The 16,303-nt window shown below is 75.4% G+C and carries 18 protein-coding genes and 1 riboswitch; of the genes, 5 read left to right on the forward strand and 13 right to left on the reverse strand.

What is annotated here, in order from left to right; translation table 11 throughout:
- Window positions 1-42: 42 nt before the first annotated feature.
- From ACWDCZ_RS27275 to ACWDCZ_RS27325, 11 genes are all read right to left on the reverse strand, one after another.
- The gene (locus ACWDCZ_RS27275; protein WP_049653159.1) at window positions 43-303 is read right to left on the reverse strand and encodes a hypothetical protein; all 261 of its coding nucleotides are present in this window, start codon (window positions 301-303) and stop codon (window positions 43-45) included.
- 43 nt (window positions 304-346) lie between these two features.
- Window positions 347-1,432 carry a cytochrome P450 family protein gene (locus tag ACWDCZ_RS27280; protein WP_234348443.1) on the reverse strand — a complete coding sequence of 362 codons (1,086 nt, stop codon included), beginning with the start codon at window positions 1,430-1,432 and terminating at the stop codon, window positions 347-349.
- On the reverse strand, window positions 1,417-2,880 hold the full coding sequence (locus tag ACWDCZ_RS27285) for a cytochrome P450 (RefSeq protein ID WP_380739957.1): 1,464 nt from the start codon (window positions 2,878-2,880) through the stop codon (window positions 1,417-1,419). Before ACWDCZ_RS27285 ends, ACWDCZ_RS27280 begins: the two co-directional genes overlap by 16 nt.
- The gene (locus tag ACWDCZ_RS27290; protein ID WP_049653188.1) at window positions 2,877-3,446 is read right to left on the reverse strand and encodes a GTP-binding protein; all 570 of its coding nucleotides are present in this window, start codon (window positions 3,444-3,446) and stop codon (window positions 2,877-2,879) included. The genes ACWDCZ_RS27285 and ACWDCZ_RS27290 overlap by 4 nt, the downstream gene beginning before the upstream one ends.
- Before the next feature lie 70 nt (window positions 3,447-3,516).
- Complete coding sequence (locus ACWDCZ_RS27295) at window positions 3,517-3,882, reverse strand: DUF742 domain-containing protein (protein WP_049653167.1); 366 nt, start codon at window positions 3,880-3,882, stop codon at window positions 3,517-3,519.
- Window positions 3,879-4,292, reverse strand: a complete 414-nt coding sequence (locus ACWDCZ_RS27300; protein ID WP_049653168.1) for a roadblock/LC7 domain-containing protein — start codon at window positions 4,290-4,292, stop codon at window positions 3,879-3,881. Before ACWDCZ_RS27300 ends, ACWDCZ_RS27295 begins: the two co-directional genes overlap by 4 nt.
- Window positions 4,276-5,535, reverse strand: coding sequence for an ATP-binding protein (locus tag ACWDCZ_RS27305; protein ID WP_074002076.1), 1,260 nt, complete (start codon window positions 5,533-5,535; stop codon window positions 4,276-4,278). Before ACWDCZ_RS27305 ends, ACWDCZ_RS27300 begins: the two co-directional genes overlap by 17 nt.
- 232 nt (window positions 5,536-5,767) lie before the next feature.
- A complete protein-coding gene (locus tag ACWDCZ_RS27310; RefSeq protein ID WP_380777005.1) occupies window positions 5,768-7,987 on the reverse strand; it encodes a SpoIIE family protein phosphatase in 2,220 nt (739 codons plus the stop codon).
- A 125-nt stretch (window positions 7,988-8,112) separates the two neighbouring features.
- Window positions 8,113-8,679, reverse strand: a complete 567-nt coding sequence (locus ACWDCZ_RS27315; RefSeq protein WP_074002078.1) for a TetR/AcrR family transcriptional regulator — start codon at window positions 8,677-8,679, stop codon at window positions 8,113-8,115.
- Between the two features lie 59 nt (window positions 8,680-8,738).
- Window positions 8,739-9,620: an alpha/beta fold hydrolase gene (locus tag ACWDCZ_RS27320; protein WP_198959332.1), complete on the reverse strand. Its 882-nt coding sequence runs from the start codon at window positions 9,618-9,620 to the stop codon at window positions 8,739-8,741.
- Window positions 9,621-9,718: 98 nt separating this feature from the next.
- Entirely contained in the window at window positions 9,719-10,009 is a 291-nt protein-coding gene (locus ACWDCZ_RS27325) for a YiaA/YiaB family inner membrane protein (RefSeq protein WP_049653176.1), read from the reverse strand.
- A 195-nt stretch (window positions 10,010-10,204) separates the two neighbouring features.
- A riboswitch (cyclic di-AMP (ydaO/yuaA leader) is annotated at window positions 10,205-10,363 on the forward strand.
- 12 nt (window positions 10,364-10,375) lie between these two features.
- Here ACWDCZ_RS27325 and ACWDCZ_RS27330 point away from each other — a divergent pair.
- Window positions 10,376-11,224, forward strand: coding sequence for a M23 family metallopeptidase (locus ACWDCZ_RS27330; protein WP_053112130.1), 849 nt, complete (start codon window positions 10,376-10,378; stop codon window positions 11,222-11,224).
- Between the two features lie 93 nt (window positions 11,225-11,317).
- Here ACWDCZ_RS27330 and ACWDCZ_RS27335 read toward each other — a convergent pair whose 3' ends face one another.
- Complete coding sequence (locus tag ACWDCZ_RS27335) at window positions 11,318-12,193, reverse strand: hypothetical protein (RefSeq protein ID WP_049653179.1); 876 nt, start codon at window positions 12,191-12,193, stop codon at window positions 11,318-11,320.
- Window positions 12,194-12,235: 42 nt separating this feature from the next.
- Between ACWDCZ_RS27335 and ACWDCZ_RS27340 the strand changes: the two genes are divergently transcribed.
- From ACWDCZ_RS27340 to ACWDCZ_RS27355, 4 genes are all read left to right on the forward strand, one after another.
- Window positions 12,236-12,805, forward strand: a complete 570-nt coding sequence (locus ACWDCZ_RS27340) for a GNAT family N-acetyltransferase (RefSeq protein ID WP_449817210.1) — start codon at window positions 12,236-12,238, stop codon at window positions 12,803-12,805.
- A gap of 120 nt (window positions 12,806-12,925) precedes the next feature.
- Window positions 12,926-13,666 (forward strand): sensor domain-containing protein, encoded by a 741-nt coding sequence (locus ACWDCZ_RS27345; RefSeq protein ID WP_375876784.1) that lies wholly within the window; start codon window positions 12,926-12,928, stop codon window positions 13,664-13,666.
- A gap of 90 nt (window positions 13,667-13,756) precedes the next feature.
- Window positions 13,757-14,500, forward strand: coding sequence for a hypothetical protein (locus ACWDCZ_RS27350; protein WP_449817211.1), 744 nt, complete (start codon window positions 13,757-13,759; stop codon window positions 14,498-14,500).
- A 36-nt stretch (window positions 14,501-14,536) separates the two neighbouring features.
- On the forward strand, window positions 14,537-14,986 hold the full coding sequence (locus ACWDCZ_RS27355) for a GNAT family N-acetyltransferase (RefSeq protein ID WP_387974390.1): 450 nt from the start codon (window positions 14,537-14,539) through the stop codon (window positions 14,984-14,986).
- A gap of 9 nt (window positions 14,987-14,995) precedes the next feature.
- Here ACWDCZ_RS27355 and ACWDCZ_RS27360 read toward each other — a convergent pair whose 3' ends face one another.
- The gene (locus ACWDCZ_RS27360; protein ID WP_449817212.1) at window positions 14,996-16,144 is read right to left on the reverse strand and encodes a hypothetical protein; all 1,149 of its coding nucleotides are present in this window, start codon (window positions 16,142-16,144) and stop codon (window positions 14,996-14,998) included.
- Window positions 16,145-16,303 lie beyond the last annotated feature (159 nt).

Here is a 16,303-nt window from a genome sequence, read left to right on the forward strand (position 1 = left end):
GGGGTCGGCCGGCCGCCCGCGCTCCGGTGGCGGAGCGCCGGGTCAGTTCAGGATCTGCCCGCTGAGCCCCGGGTGGGCCATCTGGTTGGTCCCGATCGCCTCGATCTCGTTGGCGGGCTTGCCGAGCAGCGGGAGCTTGCCCACGGTCCGCAGGGCGAGGTCGCCGGGGGAGACTTCGAGGCCGTCGGTGAGCCCGCCGGTGGCGTCCGGCGAGGAGGCGGTCTGGGAGGTGGCGGAGGCCGCCGGGACGGCGAGGGCGAGGCCCGCCATGGTGAGGGCGGCCAGGGTGGCGAGTTTCTTCATGCCCTGCCGAACGACCCGGACCGCCCTCAGGTAACCGGTCGGCTCAGACCGTCACCCACAGGGTGCGCACGCTGTTGCTGACGAACGAGGCGATCGGCTCGTCGGTCCGGCCCTCCGCGAGGGCCAGCCCCGGGAAGCGGGTGAACAGGTGCCGCAGCGCCGTCTCGGCCTCCATCCGGGCGAGCCCGGAGCCGAGGCAGAAGTGCGGGCCGTGGCCGAGCGACAGGTGCTTGGCGGGCTGCCGGGTGAGGTCGAAGCGGTCCGCGTCCGGGTGGTGCCCGGAGTCCCGTCCGGCCGCCGCGTAGGAGGCCAGCAGCGCCTCGCCGCGCCGGATCACCACGTCGCCGACCGCGATGTCCTCGCTCGCGTAGCGCAGCGGGAACTGCCCGACCGGGGAGTCGTAGCGCAGGGTCTCCTCGACCACCGCCGACCACGGCTGCTCCCCGTCCAGGACGAGCCGCAGCTGGTCCGGGTGGGCGAGCAGGGCGCGGACGGCGTTGGTGATCAGGTTGAGCGTGGTCTCGTGCCCGGCGACCAGCATCAGCAGCAGGGTGCCGACCAGCTCGGCCTCGCTGAGCCGGTCGCCCGCCTCGTGGACGGCGATCAGGTCGGTGGTCAGGTCGTCGCCGGGCTCGGCCCGCTTGGCCGCCACCACCGAGGCCAGCAGCGCGTTCAGGCCCCGCTGCGCGGCCAGCGCCGCCGCCGGGGTGGCCGAGCTGGAGACCATGGTGTCGGACAGCTCGTGCAGCTCGTCCTGCTCCGCCAGCCCGAGGCCGAGCAGTTCGCCGATCACCTGCATCGGCAGCGGGTAGGCGAAGTGCCGCCGCAGGTCGAACTCGCCCTCCAGCTTCGCGACCCCGTCCAGCAGCGCGACCGTCCGGGCCTCGACGGCGGGGGCCAGGTCGGCTATCCGGCGCGGGGTGAAGGCCTGCGAGACCAGTCCGCGCAGCCGCCGGTGGTCCTCGCCGTCGGCGGTGACCATGCCGGGGACGACGATGAAGTTGAGCAGCGGCCAGCCCTCCGGCAGCCGCCCCTCCCGGAAGGTCGTCCAGAGCCGGGCGTCCTTGCCGACCCGGGGGTCGGACAGCAGCGACTGGAGGGTGTCGTGGTGGGTTACCGCCCAGACCACCACCCCGCCAGGGAGCTCCACCAGGACCGCGGGGCCGGCTTCGCGGAGTCGGGCGTTCTCGCCGTGCTGGTCGCGGCCGAAGGGGTCGAGTCTGACGGGCTCGGCGCGGGTTCCGGATTCGGTGGTGGTGTCCATGCGGGCCTCTCGGGGGCGGGCGGGCGGGGCGGGGTGAAGGCGCTGTAGAGCACCGGGAGGGCGGTCAGGGCCCGGGACCACGGGGACGGGCGCCAGGCCAACTCGCCGGACGGTACGGCCAGTTGGAGGTCCGGCAGGCGGTGCAGCAGGGTCTCGACGGCGGTCTCGACGATGATCCGGGCCGGGTGCTGGGCCGGGCAGACGTGCCGGCCCGCGCCCCAGGCGAGGTGGGCCCGGTTGCCGCCGAGCGAGCCCTGCGCGGCGGCCGAGACGCCCTGCGCGGCCGGGTCGGCGTTGGCCGCGGCCAGGCCGAGGACGAGCATGTCGCCGGCGCTGATGTACTGGCCGCCGAGCACGGTGTCGCCGGTGGCCCAGCGGCCGGGGAAGTTCTGGGTGGGCGGGTCGCGCCAGAGCACCTCCTCCAGCGCGTCGGAGACGGTCAGCCGCCCGCCGGTGAGGGTGGCCCGGAAGCGCCGGTCGGTGAGCAGCAGCCGCAGCGTGTTGCCGGTCCAGTTGATGGAGGTCTCGTTGCCCGCGACCATCAGCACCACCAGGTGGTGCACCGCCTCCTCGTCGGTCAGCCCGGCCGGGTGGGCGAGCAGCCAGGAGGTGAGGTCGGCGCTGGGGGCGGCCCGGCGGCGGCGCACCAGGTCGACGAGCAGTGCCTGGAACTCCAGTCCGGCGCGCTGCGACTGCGCGCTGCTGTCCACGAAGTGGCTGATCAGCTCGACCACCCGGGGCCCGCTCTCCACCGGCAGTCCGACCAGCTGGGTGAAGACCAGCAGCGGCAGCCGGCGCGCGTACTGGGCGACCAGGTCGGCGGTGCCGTCCGGGCCCCAGCCGTCGATCAGCCCGTTGGCGGCGGCCTCGGTGGTGCCGCGCAGCTGGCGGTGGTCGATCTGGGCGAGGGTGTCGGAGACGGCGGCGCGCAGCCGCTGGTGCTCGGCGCCGTCCAGGTTGAGCAGGGTGGGCCGCCAGGAGGTCATCGGCAGCAGCCGGGAGTCGGCCGCCAGCCGGCCCTCGGCGGGCACCCGCCAGCGGCGCGAGTCCTTGGAGAACAGCGCCTCGTTGCGGGTGAGTTCGAGCAGCTCGGCGTAGCCGAGGACGAGCCAGGCCTCGACCCCGGGCTCCAGCTCGATCGGGGCGACCGGGCCGTAGCGCTCGCGCAGCCGGGCGTAGAGGCCGTGCGGGTCCTCGGCGACGGCCGGGCCGTACAGCGGCGTCAGCGGCACGCCCACGGGCAGCCCGCCGGGCCGTCCGCCGCCGTGGGCGACGGGGCACCCGGGGGCTCCCGGGTGTTCGGGGGAGGTCATCCCTGGAGCTCCAGGATCGAGTTGCGGTGCAGGTGGTCGACGAAGTCGATCAGCAGGTCGTAGGACTGCCGGCGGTCGCGCGCGTCGCAGTGCAGAATCGGCACCTCCGGCAGCAGGTCCAGCGCCGAGCGCAGCTCCTCCTCCGGGTAACTCGGCGTGTCCGGGAAGGTGTTGACCGCGACCGCGAACGGGATGCGCTGCTCCTCCAGCCGGCCGAGCACGTCGAAGCTCTCGTCCGGGCGGCGCAGGTCGACCATGGCGATGGCGCCGAGCGCGCCGCGCGACAGGTCGTCCCAGAGCGGCCAGAACCGCTGCTGCCCGGGCGTGCCGAACAGGTACAGCGCGAGCCGCGAGTTGAGCGTGATCCGGCCGAAGTCCAGCGCCACCGTGGTGGTGGTCTTGCCGGCGCGACCGGTGAGGTCGTCGATGCCGGCGCTGGCGGCGGTCATGGTCTCCTCGGTGCGCAGCGGGGTGATCTCGCTCAGCGAGCCGACCAGGGTGGTCTTGCCGACCCCGAACGGACCGGTGACCAGGATCTTGACCGCGCCCTGCACCGAGGAGGGCAGGTACTGCGGCCCGGCGGCGGACCCGGCGGCGTCCGTGGCGCCCGGTGCGTCCGGGGCGTCGGGGACGGCTTCAGCGGAGTTGGCGGAGGCCAACGAGCACCTCCTCCAAGAGGGTTGCGGGCAGGCGTTCGGCCTGGGGGACGGGCGGGAGCACCTGCACGGCGCCGAGGTCCCAGAGGTCACCGACCAGTACCTTGACGACGCCGAGCGGCAGCCCCAGGTGGGCCGCCACCTCGGCGACGGACAGCAGGCTGTGGCAGAGCGCGAGGATGCGCCGGTGCTCACGGTTGATCAGCTCGTGCTCGGGCAGGTCCGGCGGCTCGGGCAGTCCTAATGGTCCGGGCACGGCGCTGACCAGGCTCTCCACGGCCAGATCGGACCGGGTGGGGCGGCTGCGCCCACCGGTGATGACGTACGGCCGGACCGGGCCGCTCACCGGTGGCCCCCCGCCGCGTGGTCGACGCGCGGCGGGCTGGTGAGGTGGGTGCCGATCCGCTCGACCAGGACCTGCATCTGGTAGGCGACCAGGCCGGCGTCGACCGCCTCGCCGGCCACCACGGCCAGGTGCGCGCCGGCCCCGGCGGCGACGACGAAGAGGTAGCCGCCGCCGTACTCGATGATGATCTGGCGGGTGGCGCTGCCCGGTCCGCCGAAGCCCGTCGCGACGCCGCGGGCCAGCGACTGCAGTCCGGAGCAGGCGGCGGCGAGCCGTTCGGCGTCGTCGCGCGGGATGCCCGCGCTGCGGCCGATCTCCAGGCCGTCGTTGGAGACGACGACGGCGTGCTGGACCTGCGGGACGGCGATGATGTCGGCGAGCAGCCAGCCGAGATCAGGGGTGGTGGTCATGGAACTCTCCGGAGCGCTGGGGAAGTCGGGGGGAAGCGGGAAGGGAAGGGGTGGACTGGGCCCGGGCGGCGGAACGGCCGCTGGCCGTCCCGGCCTGGAACATCGCCATGAACGCCTGCGCGTCCCGGGCCGAGCGGTAGGGCGGCGCGGGCGGCGGTGGGGGAGCGGCGTGCTGGGCGGGGCGGCCCGTGCGGCCGCGCCGGTGGCTCCGGCGGGGCAGCGGGGGAGGGGTGTCACCGGTCGCGGCGTGCCGGCCGGGCGGCGGGGTCTCCACCAGGGGGTGGCCGGCGGGAGAGGCCGGCCGGGGGCCGGGGTTGAACGCCCGGTCGTCCGGCCCGAGGCCGGGGACGGTGGGCGGCAGCGGCTCGGTGAGCAGCGCGTTCGGCAGCAGCAGGACCACCCGCACGCCGCCGTACGGCGAGGGCGCCGAGCTGAGCGTGACCCGGAAGCCGTACTGCTCGGCGAGCCGGCCGACCGCGGCGAGGCCCAGCTGCGGCACCTCGCCGAGCCGGGAGACCTCCAGGGTGCTGCCGCCGGCCAGCGCGGCGGCGGCCTTGGCGACGGCCTGTTCCGGCATGCCGACGCCGCCGTCGTCGATCTCGATGACGGCGCCGTTGTGGACCGGCATCAGGGTGACGAACACCTGGGTGCTGGGCGGGGAGTAGCGGGTGGCGTTGTCCAGCAGCTCGGCGATCGCGTGGATCAGCGCCTCGGCGGCGGCGCCGACCACCGCGGTCTCGGTCCGGCTGCGCACCACCACGCGCTGGAACGGCAGGATGCGCGACTGGGCGCCGCGGACGACGTCCTCCAGGGAGACCGGTTCCGGCCAGTGCCGGCCGGCCCGCGCGCCGCACAGCACGGCCAGGGTCTGGGCCAGCCGGGCCTGTTGGGCGGCCGCGTGGTCGGCCTTGAGCAGGCCCTCCAGCAGCGTCGGGTCGTCGTGGGTGCGCTCCATCTCGTCCAGCAGCGCCTGCTGGTCGTGGGCCATCACCAGGATCCGGCGGGCGACGCTGAGGAAGGCCCGCTGGGTGGAGGCGGTGTGCTCCTGCTCCTGCTGGACGGCGGCGAGTTCGGCGCCGCGGCGGGAGAGCTCGGTGGCCAGCTGTTCCTGGACGGCGAGGAGTTCGCCGCGCAGCCGGTCGGCGCGGCCGCGCTGGGTGACGGACACGGCGCGGTACCGCGCGGCGGCCACGAGGGCGAGGACGGCGAGTACGCCGGTTGCCGTTACGGACCACTGAGTCATCGTCACGCCGCGAATTCTAGGGTGATGATCCTACGAAGGTGTGAACGGATCTCGCCAAGTGACCGGATCTCGTCAATATCGAGTCAATTCGGCGTCAATCGGCAATCGTTCGACCCCGATCCCACCGCCTGACGAGGTATCGGAGCGGCCCGACCGGCACCGCCGGGAACGTCGGGATCGAGCCGCCCGGCCGGATCGCGTCCGGTGATGTGTGGGGCCTGTGCGCACGGTGTTACGGAAGGGGCGCCGTCCGGTGCAGGAGCAGCAGCGCCACGTCGTCCGGCCGGGACCGCCGCTCGGTCACGTTCAGGGTGAGCAGATCGGCCAGCCGCTCCAGCGCCGGCGCCGGGCCGATCCGCCCCGGACCGGTCTGCCGCGCCCACAGTTCGAGCCCGCCGAGCATCCGCTGCACCGACTCGTCGTAGTCCTCCTCGCGGTCCTCGACCAGCCCGTCGGTGTACGCCAGCAGCGTCTCGCCGACCGCCAGCCGCTCCACCGCCAGCGGGTACGGCCGCTCCGGGGCCACCCCCAGCGGCGGCCCGCCCGGCAGCTCCAGCTCGACGGCCGCGGCGTCGGCGGTGATCCGCACCGGCGCCGGGTGCCCGGCCCGGGCCGCGGTCAGCACGCCGTCGGCCGGGTCCAGGGTCAGGTAGAGGCAGGTCGCGAACAGCTCGGTGTCCAGCTCGGCCAGCAGCCGGCTGGTGCGGGTCAGGGTGGCGGCCGGGTCGTGCCCGTCCGTCGCGTACGCCCGCAGCCCGCTGCGCAGTTGGCCCATCACCGCGGTGGCCTCCGCGTTGTGGCCCTGGACGTCGCCGATCACCAGCCCGATCCGGCCGTCCGGCAGCCGCAGCAGGTCGTACCAGTCACCGCCGATCTGCATCCCCTCGGTGCTCGGCAGGTAGCGGGCGGCGCTGGCGATCCCGGCCAGCCGCGGCAGGGTGCGCGGGAGCATCGCCCGCTGCAGCTCGGAGGCCCGGTGGTGGTGGGTGTCGTACAGCCGGGCCCGCTCCAGGGACTGCGCCAGGATGCCGGCGAAGGCCGAGTACAGGGTGCGGTCCTCGCGGCTGAACGCCCGCTCGGCGGCGAAGGTGATCAGGCACGAGCCGACCTGCTGCCCGGAGGCGACCAGCGGCAGCACCGCCCAGGCGGCCGGGGTGAGCGGGTCGCGTCGGGTGCGGGCGGCGGCGGGCTCGCTGAACAGCGGGGCGGAGCGGGCCAGCGAACGCTGCATCACGGACTCGGACAGGTCCGCCAGACGGGTGAGCTCGGTGCGGCGCGGGCCCCCGTACACGGTGTGCGAGACGGGCAGCAGCCGGCCCTCGTCCACCAGGTCCAGGACGATGCCGGCGGCGCCGAGCGCCGGGCGGGCGACATCGGTGACGGCGGTGGTGACGTCGCGGACGGTCACCGCCCGGGACAGCGCCCGGGTGAGCGTCAGCAGCAGCGCCGTCCGGGCGGCGGCCGGGGAGTTCCGCCCCTCGGCCGGCGGCGGCTCCCGGTGCCCGGCCTCGGCCAGCAGCCCGGCGATCCGCACCGGCCGCCCGTGCACGTCCAGCATCACCTCGCCGGACTCCTCGACCCGGGCGACCTTGCCGCCGGGCCGCAGCACCCGGTAGCCGATCCGGTAGCGGCCGCCGGCGGCCAGCGCCTCGGCGAGCGCGGCCTGCACGTCCGGCAGGTCCTCCGGGTGGACCAGCCGGTCCAGCTCGGGGGCGGCGCCGTCCGGGGCGGGCGGGCGGCCCGCCAGCCGGAACGCCTCGGCGTCCCAGTAGCTCTCCCCGGTGACCAGGTCCCGCTCGAAGGCCCCGTGCCCGGCGGCCCGCACGGCCAGCGACAGCAGCGGGTGGGCCAGCCCGGCGGGGCGGCCGTCCGCCGCCCGCGGGTCCTCGGGTAACCGGACGCCGTACGGTGCCCGGGTGCCGTACGGGAGGTGGGCGTCGGCGTGGTCCAGCAGGTGCGCCAGCCGGTGGGCGCAGGCCTCGGCGAGGGTCTCCAGGACGTCCAGGTCGCGGCGCGGCACGGTGCCCCGGTGGGCCAGCGCCAGGGCCAGCACACCGATCGGCCGCTCGTCCACGACCATCGGCAGGGTGATCACGGCGACCATCCCGGTGCCCATGCCGGTGTTCCGGTTCGGGTAGTCGACGCTGGTGTGCTCGGGGCTGAGCAGGTACGGGCGGCGCAGCCGCAGGGCCATCGCGGCGGGCAGCTCACCGGCCGGGTCGACCACGCTGTAGCGCTCGTGCGCCCAGTCCGGCAGCCCGTGCGAGGCGGTCAGCCGGAGCATTCCGGCGGAGTCCAGCAGGTACAGCGCGGACCCCTCGCCGGTGATCCAGCTCGGGCCCTCGGCCAGGACGGTGCCGAGCAGCTCGGCCGCGCTGGTGCAGCCCAGCAGCAGCCGCACGCAGCGCATCGCACTGCGCGCGGTCGGACTGCCGGCGGGCTCCAGGGGCACTGGTCCTTGATACCCCATTTCCCCCACCGGCGAAGGCCGACCGAAGCGCCGCACCAGCACCACCGCCACCGCGGGAAGTCGGCCGGGCCGACTTCCTGCGCAGGGCCCGGTTCCGGGCCGGCCGCTTACGCGGGCCAGGCGCGGAGGCCGGTGGTGAGGGTGGCGATGAGGCGGTCCTGGGTGGTGGCGAGGTCCTCGGTGAGCTGGAAGGCGCCGGCCGTGGTGAGGGAGGCGAAACCGTGGGCGACGGAGCGCACGGTGCGGGCGGCGTGGACCGCCTCGGAGCCGTCGAGCCCGTACTCCCGCAGCACGGCGATGATCACGCCGACGAGCCGGGCGGCCGCCCGGGCCAGGTCGTCGTCGGGCTGCGGGGCCTGGGGGAGGGCGTTGTAGCGGTGCGGGTGCTCGGTGGCGTACGCGTGGTAGGCGCGCAGCACGGCGGCGACGGCGTCGTCCCCGCTGCGTCCGACGGCCGCCTCGGCCAGCCGGTCGGCGAGGTCCCCGGTGACCCGGACGGCGATCAGCCGCCGCAGTTCGGCGAGGCCGCCGCTGACGTGCTTGTACAGCGAGGGGGTGGCGACCCCGGCCCGGGCGGCGACGGAGGCCAGGGTGAGGGCCTCGGCGCCCTGCTCGTCGATGAGGGCGAGGGCGTGGTCGACGACCTGGTCGGGGGTCAGTCCTACGCGGGGCATGGGTTCGGGCTCTCCGTACGGATCAGGTCGGGCAGGGGCGGGCAGCGGACGGGCGGGGCTCAGCCGAGCTCGGCGAGGAACGGCAGCAGGGCGTCCGCGGTGGCCGCCGGGTTGTCGGCCATCGGGTAGTGCCCGGACCCCTCGATCATCGCCTTCCGCGCGCCGAGCGCGGCGGCCTGCCGGTCGGCGACCAGCTCCGGCTTCGGGAAGTCGGGGTCCTTGCTGCCCATGACGACCAGGGCCGGGCACCGCACCGCGGCCGTCCAGCCGACCGGCGCCGAGTCGCCGTGGACGTACCCGCGGGTGGCGGTCTTCCGGCCCGGGGTGCGCAGCGCGGCGACCAGCCCGTCCACGTACGCGTCGAAGTCGGCGGGCCTGGCGCCGGGGAAGGCCATCCGGCGCAGGTAGAAGCCCCAGGCGGCCGGCCAGTGGACGAGGGCGGCGCCCATCAGGCCCATGGCGCCGCGCATCAGGGCGCCCTGCGGCGGGTTCTCGACGAAGGCGTTGAGCAGGACGATCCCGGCGACCCGCTCGGGGGCGTCCCCGGCGGCCTTGACGACGGTCGCCCCGGTGTACGAGTTCCCGGCGAGGACGGCGCGCTCGATGCCGAGGTGGTCGAGCAGGGCGAGGACGTCGCCGGCGAGGGCGGCGGGGCCGTAGTCGTCCCAGGTGATCGAGGATTCGCCGAAGCCCCGCAGGTCCATGGTGACGACCCGGTGGCCGGCGGCGACGAGCAGCGGGCGCAGGTGCCGGTACGCGGCCCGGCTGTCGAGCATGCCGGGGAGCAGGACGACCGGGGTGCCGTCGCCCTGCCGGGTGTCGTCGTAGGCGATCCGGCCGCCGGGAACGGTGAGGTACTGGGTGCTCGGGGTGATGGTGCCGTTCATGGGGTCCTCCTCGGGCCGCCGGTGCGGGGCATCGGCGTTGCTGCCGATAGCCATAAAGCTAAGGCTAATAGCCTTAGCCGTCAAGCGGTCGGGCGTCGGAGGCGTCGGAGGCGTCGGAGGCGTCGGAGGCGTCGGAGAAGAGGGGGGAGCGGTCAGACCCCTTCGACCTTGAACGGGTCGTGCTCGCTGAGCAGCTTCTCCAGCCGGGCCTGGTCCACCCGGGTGACCATGTCGTTGGACTCCTGCCGGTCCCGGATCACCTTCGCCAGCGTGAACGCGGAGCTGACCGTGAAGAGGAGGCCGAGTCCGAGGAAGGCCCGGGTCCACCCGCCGACCGGCAGGTAGACGATCCCCACGGCGAGGGCGGTGCCCGACAGGGCGAAGGACAGGACGGCCTGGAGGTAGTAGGCGGCCGTGGTGCGGGTCTGCATCGGTGCGCTCATGGCGTCAGGATGCTGCGGCCCGGCCGGGCCGCACATGAGTAGGCGTACTCAGATGGGGCCGTGCATGAGGGACCGTTCGTTGACGTCCGATCACCTGCCGCGGGGCTGCTCCGAACGGATGGCTTGGAATCAGAGCCTCCTAGGATTAACGTTTGATAACGCAGCGCGGTTGTCAACGCCGTACCCAGACGGCACCGTGCGCCGTCGCCTAATCCCACCGACCGGCCTCCGGGCAGGTCAGGGAGCCGGGGAACCACGTTCCTTGGGGTGAATCGGCGGGGCTCCGGCCCGGCCGTAGGAGACCTTCCTGCTCCGAACCCGTCAGCTAACCCGGTAGGCGCGAAGGAAGGAAAGGAGCGCGCCTCCGTGGCGTCGACGCACACCCCGGCACACCCGGCCGGCTTCGCAGCCGGTACCCAGCTCCTCGACCACCCCGGTCCGGACGGCCCCGAGGCCTTCGGCCCGGAGGACTTCGCCGCGGAGGCCGAGACCAACCGCCACCGGATGCCGCGTCAGACCCGCGGAACCTCCCCGCTGCTCGGCGTCACCGCCGTCGCCGCCACCCTGGGTGCCACCGGCTTCACCTCGGCGACCCCGGCCGCCGCCCCCGCCATCGAGGCCCCGGACGAGACGGCGGTCGCCCTCTCCGCCGACCCCGGCCTCGCGCTCGCCGCCCGCATCCAGAACCAGGCCGACAGCCAGCGCACCGCCGCCGAGGAGACCGCCCGGCTCCAGGCCGCCCAGGAGGCGGAGGCCAAGGCCGCCGCCAAGGAGGCCGAGGCCAAGCGCGCCGCCGAGGAGGCCGAGCGGGCCAAGGCCGCCGCCCTCACCCTCCCGGTGACGGACTACCGGCTCTCCGCCCACTACGGCCAGAGCGCCCGCTACTGGGCCAACCTGCACACCGGCCTGGACTTCGCCGCCGACACCGGCACCCCGGTCCACGCGCTCGGCCAGGGCACCATCACCTCGGCCGGCTGGGCCGGCTCGTACGGCTACCGGATCGTCGAGACCCTGCCCGACGGCACCGAGATCTGGTACTGCCACCTCTCCGCGATCACCAAGGGCTCCGGCAAGGTCGCCGCCGGCCAGCAGATCGGCAAGGTCGGCGCGACCGGCAACGTCACCGGCCCGCACCTGCACATGGAGGTCCGCCCCGGCGGCGGCGCCCCGGTCGACCCGGAGCCCTGGCTCCAGCAGCGCGGCCTCAACCCCTGACGCACCCGCCCTGAGGCACCCGCCCGGGCGGACCCAGCGCGAAGCCCCCGGCCCGGAGCACCAGCACCGGACCGGGGGCTTCGCCGCGGCGTCTCACTCCTCGGCGGGCAGCTGCGCCAGGTACGCCTCGATCTCCTCCTGGCCCGGCTCCGGCGCCAGCTCCGGGAACTCCGTCACCAGCAGCCGCGGCAGCCCCGGCACCGTCCACCCGCCGAACAGGTCGAGCGCCGCCTCGACCGCCGCCTCCTCGAACCGCCCGAAGTCCCCGGCCAGTTCCTCCGGCATCGGCCGCCCCAGCGCGGTCAGCTCCGCCAGGTTGCGGTAGCTGCGCCGCATCAGGCCCTGCTCCAGCAGCCGCCGCGCGCCGTCCGTGGCCATGCCGACCGACAGCACCCGGCCCGGGCCCCAGCCCTGCTCGTCCGGCTCGTCCAGCCAGCCGGCCGGTGCCAGCGCCTCGTACGCGGCCAGCCGCTCCTCCTCCGGGAGCTCCCCGAAGCCGGCCAGCCAGTCCCGCACCGCCGCCGGGTCCGTGACGTCCACCCCGTACGCGTGCAGCAGCAGCGCGTACAGCCGGGGCCAGGTCACCAGGTCGGCGCGGCGCAGCAGCCCGGCCGCGACCTCGCCCTGCCACTCGGCCTCCGCGTGCAGCCGCTCCTGGCGCTTGGCGTTCAGCCGCCGGGACGCCCGCTGGTGGTCGACCAGCAGCCGGACGGCGTCGCCGTAGGCGAACGGGTCCTCCTCGGGCGCGGGTTGGACGTACAGGTGGAGCCGCTCGTACAGCAGGTGCTCCACCGCGTCGGAGGTCAGTTCGGGCCAGCCGTCGTGCATCCTGCCCTCGCCCAGCTCCAGCAGCGCCAGCACCGCGCGCAGCGGCCCCTCGGCCACCGGCGCGCGGCCCTGCTCGGCCGCCCAGGCGAGCAGGTCGGCGGCCTTGGTGCGCGGGGCGAGCCGCAGGTCTTCGTCGTTCATAGTCCGAACGGTAGCCGCCGGGCGGGGATAGGGTCGGCAGCCATGGTCCCCGTACGACTCACCGGCCCGCGCCTGGCCGTCCGCGAGTACCACCACACCGAGGAGGAGGTGGACGCGCTGCACGCGCTGTTCGGCGACCCCGAGGTCACCCGCCACCTGCCCTTCGGGCCGAGCGGCCGGGAGGACTGCGCCGACCAGATCGAGCTCTACCTGGAGGAGGCGATGGCCGAGGAGCGGGACACCTACCGGCTCGCCGTCACCAGGATCGCCGACGCCGAGGAGCCCGGGGACGCGACGCCGATCGGGCAGGCCGCGCTCACCCTCGACGGGCTCGGCGCCGCCGACCTCGGGTGCGTGCTGGCCCGCGGGTCCTGGGGCCGGGGCTACGCGGGCGAGACCGTCGGCCTGCTCCGCGACTTCGCCTTCGGCACCCTGGGCCTGCACCGGCTGACCGCCCGGACCGCCGCGGCCAACCCGGCCCCCGGCCGGGTGCTCACCCGGCTGGGCTTCCGGCCGGAGGGGCGGCCTCGGTCCGACGGGTCCGACGCGTACCTCTTCACGTTGCTCGCCGAGGAGTGGCCGGGCCCGGCCGCCCGGGTGGAGGGGGGTTAACCCCACCCCGGATCCGCCAGGCCTCCGGATCACGGCCGGGCGGCGCGTCCACCAGACTGGACGCAGTCAGCGGGACGAACGAGCGACAGACGACAGCACGAGGGGCCGGGGGCCGGGAACATGAGCAGCAGCCGCAGCGTGGAGGACCGGGAGTGGGACGTTCTGGGCGGTCGCGGTGACGACCCGCGCCCCGTCCGGGCCCGGCGGACCGAGCGGCGTCCGGCCCTGTGGCGGGCCCCGTTCTCGGCGTACTACTACCGCGAGGTCGGCTACGCGCTCACCGGCCTGCCGGTGGCGATCCTCGGCTTCGCCGTCGCGGTCACGATGTTCTGCTTCGGCCTCGCCACCTTCGTCACCGCGCTCGGCCTGCCCGTGCTGGGCGCCCTGACCGCCACGGCCCGCGGCTTCGGCCGGCTGGAGCGGGCCCGGGTGCGCGGCATGCTGGCCCTGGACGTCCCCGGCCCGGAGCCGGTGCGCCGGGTCCGCCAGGGCAGCTGGGGCGCGGTCACCGCGCGGCTGGCGGACGGGGCCGGCTGGAAGGCTGTGCTGTACCAGGTGCTGATGCTCCCCTGGGCGGTGTTCAGCTTCGCGGTGACGCTGGTGTTCCTGCTGCTCGGCTGGGCGGCGGCGCTCTACCCGCTGTACCACTGGGTCTTCCCCACCTACACCTCCTGGCACGGGTACCGGGTGTTCGACTTCTACGACAGCCACGACATCCGGCACGTGTACGACATCGAGGCGCCCTGGCAGATCGCCGGGCTCTCGCTCCTCGGGGTGCTGCTGGTCTTCCTCACCACCCAGCTGGTCCGCGGCCTGACCAACGTCAACCGGGCCGCCGCCCAGGGCCTGCTCGGCCGCTGACCGCCCGGCTCCACCCAGGCCCGACGGCCCCGCCCGCGTCCCGGACCCCTCCCGGATGCGGGCGGGGCCGCTCCGTGTTCGGATGGCCGGGTGGCCGCCGGCCCTCACCCCGCCCTCCCGGACGTGCTGGTCACCTCCCGTCCGCTGGACGAGTACTGCGCCCTGTTCGGCCTCACCCGGGCCCGGCTCGCCGCCCTGCCCGGGCCGCTGCTGGACTGCCCCGGGGGCGCGGCCGGCCTGGCCGCCGAGGCGCGCGAACTGGGCTGCCGGGTGGTCGCCGTCGACCCGGCGTACGCGCTGCCGCCGCCGGTGGTCGCCGACCTCGCCCTGGCCGCCCGGGCGGCGATGGCCGCCTCGATGACCGCCCGCCCGTGGCTCCACCCCTCGCCCCGCCCGTACCGGCCCGAGCGGTACCTGCGCGGCTGGGACCGGGCCCGCCGGCTGTTCGCCGCCGACTCGGCCGCCCACCCGCAGCGGTACGTGGCCGCCGCGCTGCCCCGGCTGCCCTTCGCGGACGGCGCCTTCGCCCTCACCCTGAGCGGCTACCTGATCTTCGCCTACCCCGAAGTCTTCGGCCCGGAGCGCCAGTTGGCGGCGCTGACCGAGCTGGTCCGGGTCACCTCCCCGGACGGCGAGGTCCGGGTCCAGCCGCTGAACGACGGGCACGGCCGCCGCTGCGGCCACCTCGACCCGCTGCGGTACGCGCTCGGCGAGCGCCGGATAGCCAGCGAGATCCTCCGCTGTCCGGGGCCGGTGGACGGCCGCACCGTGCGGGTCCTGGTGCTGCGGGCCGCCGACCGACGACGCCGGGCGGCCGGGCAGCCGGTCATGTAATAGTCACTACTCCAGTTTGCCCCTATACTCGCCGCCATGATCGAGACGACTATCCGGCGCGCAGAGGCGACCGACGCCGACCGGCTCACCGACCTGATCCAGGCCTCCTCCGCCTACCACGGCGAGTACGCACCGATGATCGACGGCTACCGGGTGACGCCCGACTACATCGCCGGCCACGAGGTGTTCCTCGCCCTCGACCCGGCCACCGACCAACTGCTCGGCTTCTACGGGCTGATCCGCGAACCGGCCGAACTGGACCTGATGTTCGTCGCCGACGAGGCCCAGGGGCGCGGCACCGGCCGCGAGCTGATCGCGCACATGCTGGAGCAGGCCCGCACGGCCGGCATCGCCAGCGTGCTGGTGGTCTCCCACCCGGACGCCGAGCGCTTCTACCTGCGGGTGGGCGCCGAACGCGTCGGCACCTTCCCCGCGCACGGCAGGATCACCTGGGACCGCCCCGAACTGCGCTTCACCGTCCGGTAGTTCCCCCGGTCAGGAGGTCCCCGCGGCCGACGGCCCGCCCGGCCCGCCCGGCCCGCCCGGCTGGGCCGGTACGGCCTGCGGGGCGGGCCGGGCCGGCTGCTCCGGCACGAGGGCCGTCCCCTGGAGCCGGGACAGGATCTTCTCCGCCAGCCAGCTGCGGTCCGACCCGTACGGGATGCCCCGCGGGTCCACCAGCTGCGTCGCCACCGCGTCCCGCAGCCGCTGCGCCCCGGCGGCGGGCAGCCAGGAGAGCAGCCCCCGGGCGGCCAGCAGGGCGTGGTACTGCTCGAAGTCCGAGCGCGGGTGCTCGATCGCGTCCAGCACGCTCGGCAGGTCCGCCAGCGCCGGGTCGCCCTGCATCAGTGCGAGCGCCTGGATCCGTCGGCCCTCGGAGCCGTCCGCGAAGAGGGCCCGCACCTGGTCCGCGGTCAGCGCCGAGCGCCGCGCGGTCGAGCGGACCTCCGCCACCACGCCCTCCGGCCCGGCCGGCGCACCGGAGGCGGGCGGCAGCTGCCCGGCCAGGGCGGCCTGGCGCTCCGCGCTGCCGCCCAGCAGCCCGAGCTGCTGCATCGCGCGGACCCGCAGGTCGTCCGCGCCGACCTTGTCGCCGTGCCGGTCGCGGTCCTGCCCGGCGAGGAAGAGGTCCAGCGCCTGGTCGGTCTCGGTCAGCACCTGCGGCAGCGCCAGCCTGGTCACCAGCCAGCCGGCCAGGAAGCCGAAGACCAGGAAGTACAGCACGAGCGCCGCCGCGAACGGCACCGCCTCCGGGCCGCCGCCGAGGGCGGGCGCCAGCGCCGTACCGAGGTCGTGCAGCCGCTCGCCGAGCGAGCCGAGCTGGGTCAGCCCGACGCCCAGCAGCACCTTGGTCAGCCAGTCCGAGACCTGCTCCAGATTGGTGTTCGGCGCGTACGAGCCCTGCGGCTCACCGGTGCCGCCACCGCGGACCCGGGGCACCCCGAACAGGAAGCCCAGCCCGCCGCCCAGCACCACCGAGGCCCCGACCACGACCAGTCCGCCGCCGAGCGCCTGCCAGGCGTGCTCCCGGCCGAGCGCGAACAGCAGCAGTCCGAGCAGCCCCGTCCCGGCCAGTACCCCGGTGGCGCCCCACCGCGCCGTCCGCAGGGCCGCCCCGCCGTCCCGCCGCCGCGCCTTCGCCATCGCCTACCCCCTGTGCCCGCGCCGCTCCGCTCCGGAACCCGCGCAGACTCTAGCGCCGCGGCCCCGCCCCGGACACGCGACGGCCCTCCCCGGACACGCCACGGGGAGCCTCCGGCGAAGTGCCGGAAGCTCCCCGGGAACGCAGACGACCCGCGGGCT

The organism is Kitasatospora sp. NPDC001225 (genome assembly GCF_053597855.1).

Bases quoted from the DNA above. Each gene is read 5' to 3' on its own strand.
- ACWDCZ_RS27275 (WP_049653159.1), bottom strand. From the start codon at position 303: ATGAAGAAACTCGCCACCCTGGCCGCCCTCACCATGGCGGGCCTCGCC.
- ACWDCZ_RS27285 (WP_380739957.1), bottom strand. From the start codon at position 2,880: ATGACCTCCCCCGAACACCCGGGAGCCCCCGGGTGCCCCGTCGCCCAC.
- ACWDCZ_RS27300 (WP_049653168.1), bottom strand. From the start codon at position 4,292: ATGACCACCACCCCTGATCTCGGCTGGCTGCTCGCCGACATCATCGCC.
- ACWDCZ_RS27305 (WP_074002076.1), bottom strand. From the start codon at position 5,535: ATGACTCAGTGGTCCGTAACGGCAACCGGCGTACTCGCCGTCCTCGCC.
- ACWDCZ_RS27315 (WP_074002078.1), bottom strand. From the start codon at position 8,679: ATGCCCCGCGTAGGACTGACCCCCGACCAGGTCGTCGACCACGCCCTC.
- ACWDCZ_RS27320 (WP_198959332.1), bottom strand. From the start codon at position 9,620: ATGGCTATCGGCAGCAACGCCGATGCCCCGCACCGGCGGCCCGAGGAG.
- ACWDCZ_RS27325 (WP_049653176.1), bottom strand. From the start codon at position 10,009: ATGAGCGCACCGATGCAGACCCGCACCACGGCCGCCTACTACCTCCAG.
- ACWDCZ_RS27335 (WP_049653179.1), bottom strand. From the start codon at position 12,193: ATGAACGACGAAGACCTGCGGCTCGCCCCGCGCACCAAGGCCGCCGAC.
- ACWDCZ_RS27340 (WP_449817210.1), top strand. From the start codon at position 12,236: ATGGTCCCCGTACGACTCACCGGCCCGCGCCTGGCCGTCCGCGAGTAC.
- ACWDCZ_RS27345 (WP_375876784.1), top strand. From the start codon at position 12,926: ATGAGCAGCAGCCGCAGCGTGGAGGACCGGGAGTGGGACGTTCTGGGC.
- ACWDCZ_RS27355 (WP_387974390.1), top strand. From the start codon at position 14,537: ATGATCGAGACGACTATCCGGCGCGCAGAGGCGACCGACGCCGACCGG.
- ACWDCZ_RS27360 (WP_449817212.1), bottom strand. From the start codon at position 16,144: ATGGCGAAGGCGCGGCGGCGGGACGGCGGGGCGGCCCTGCGGACGGCG.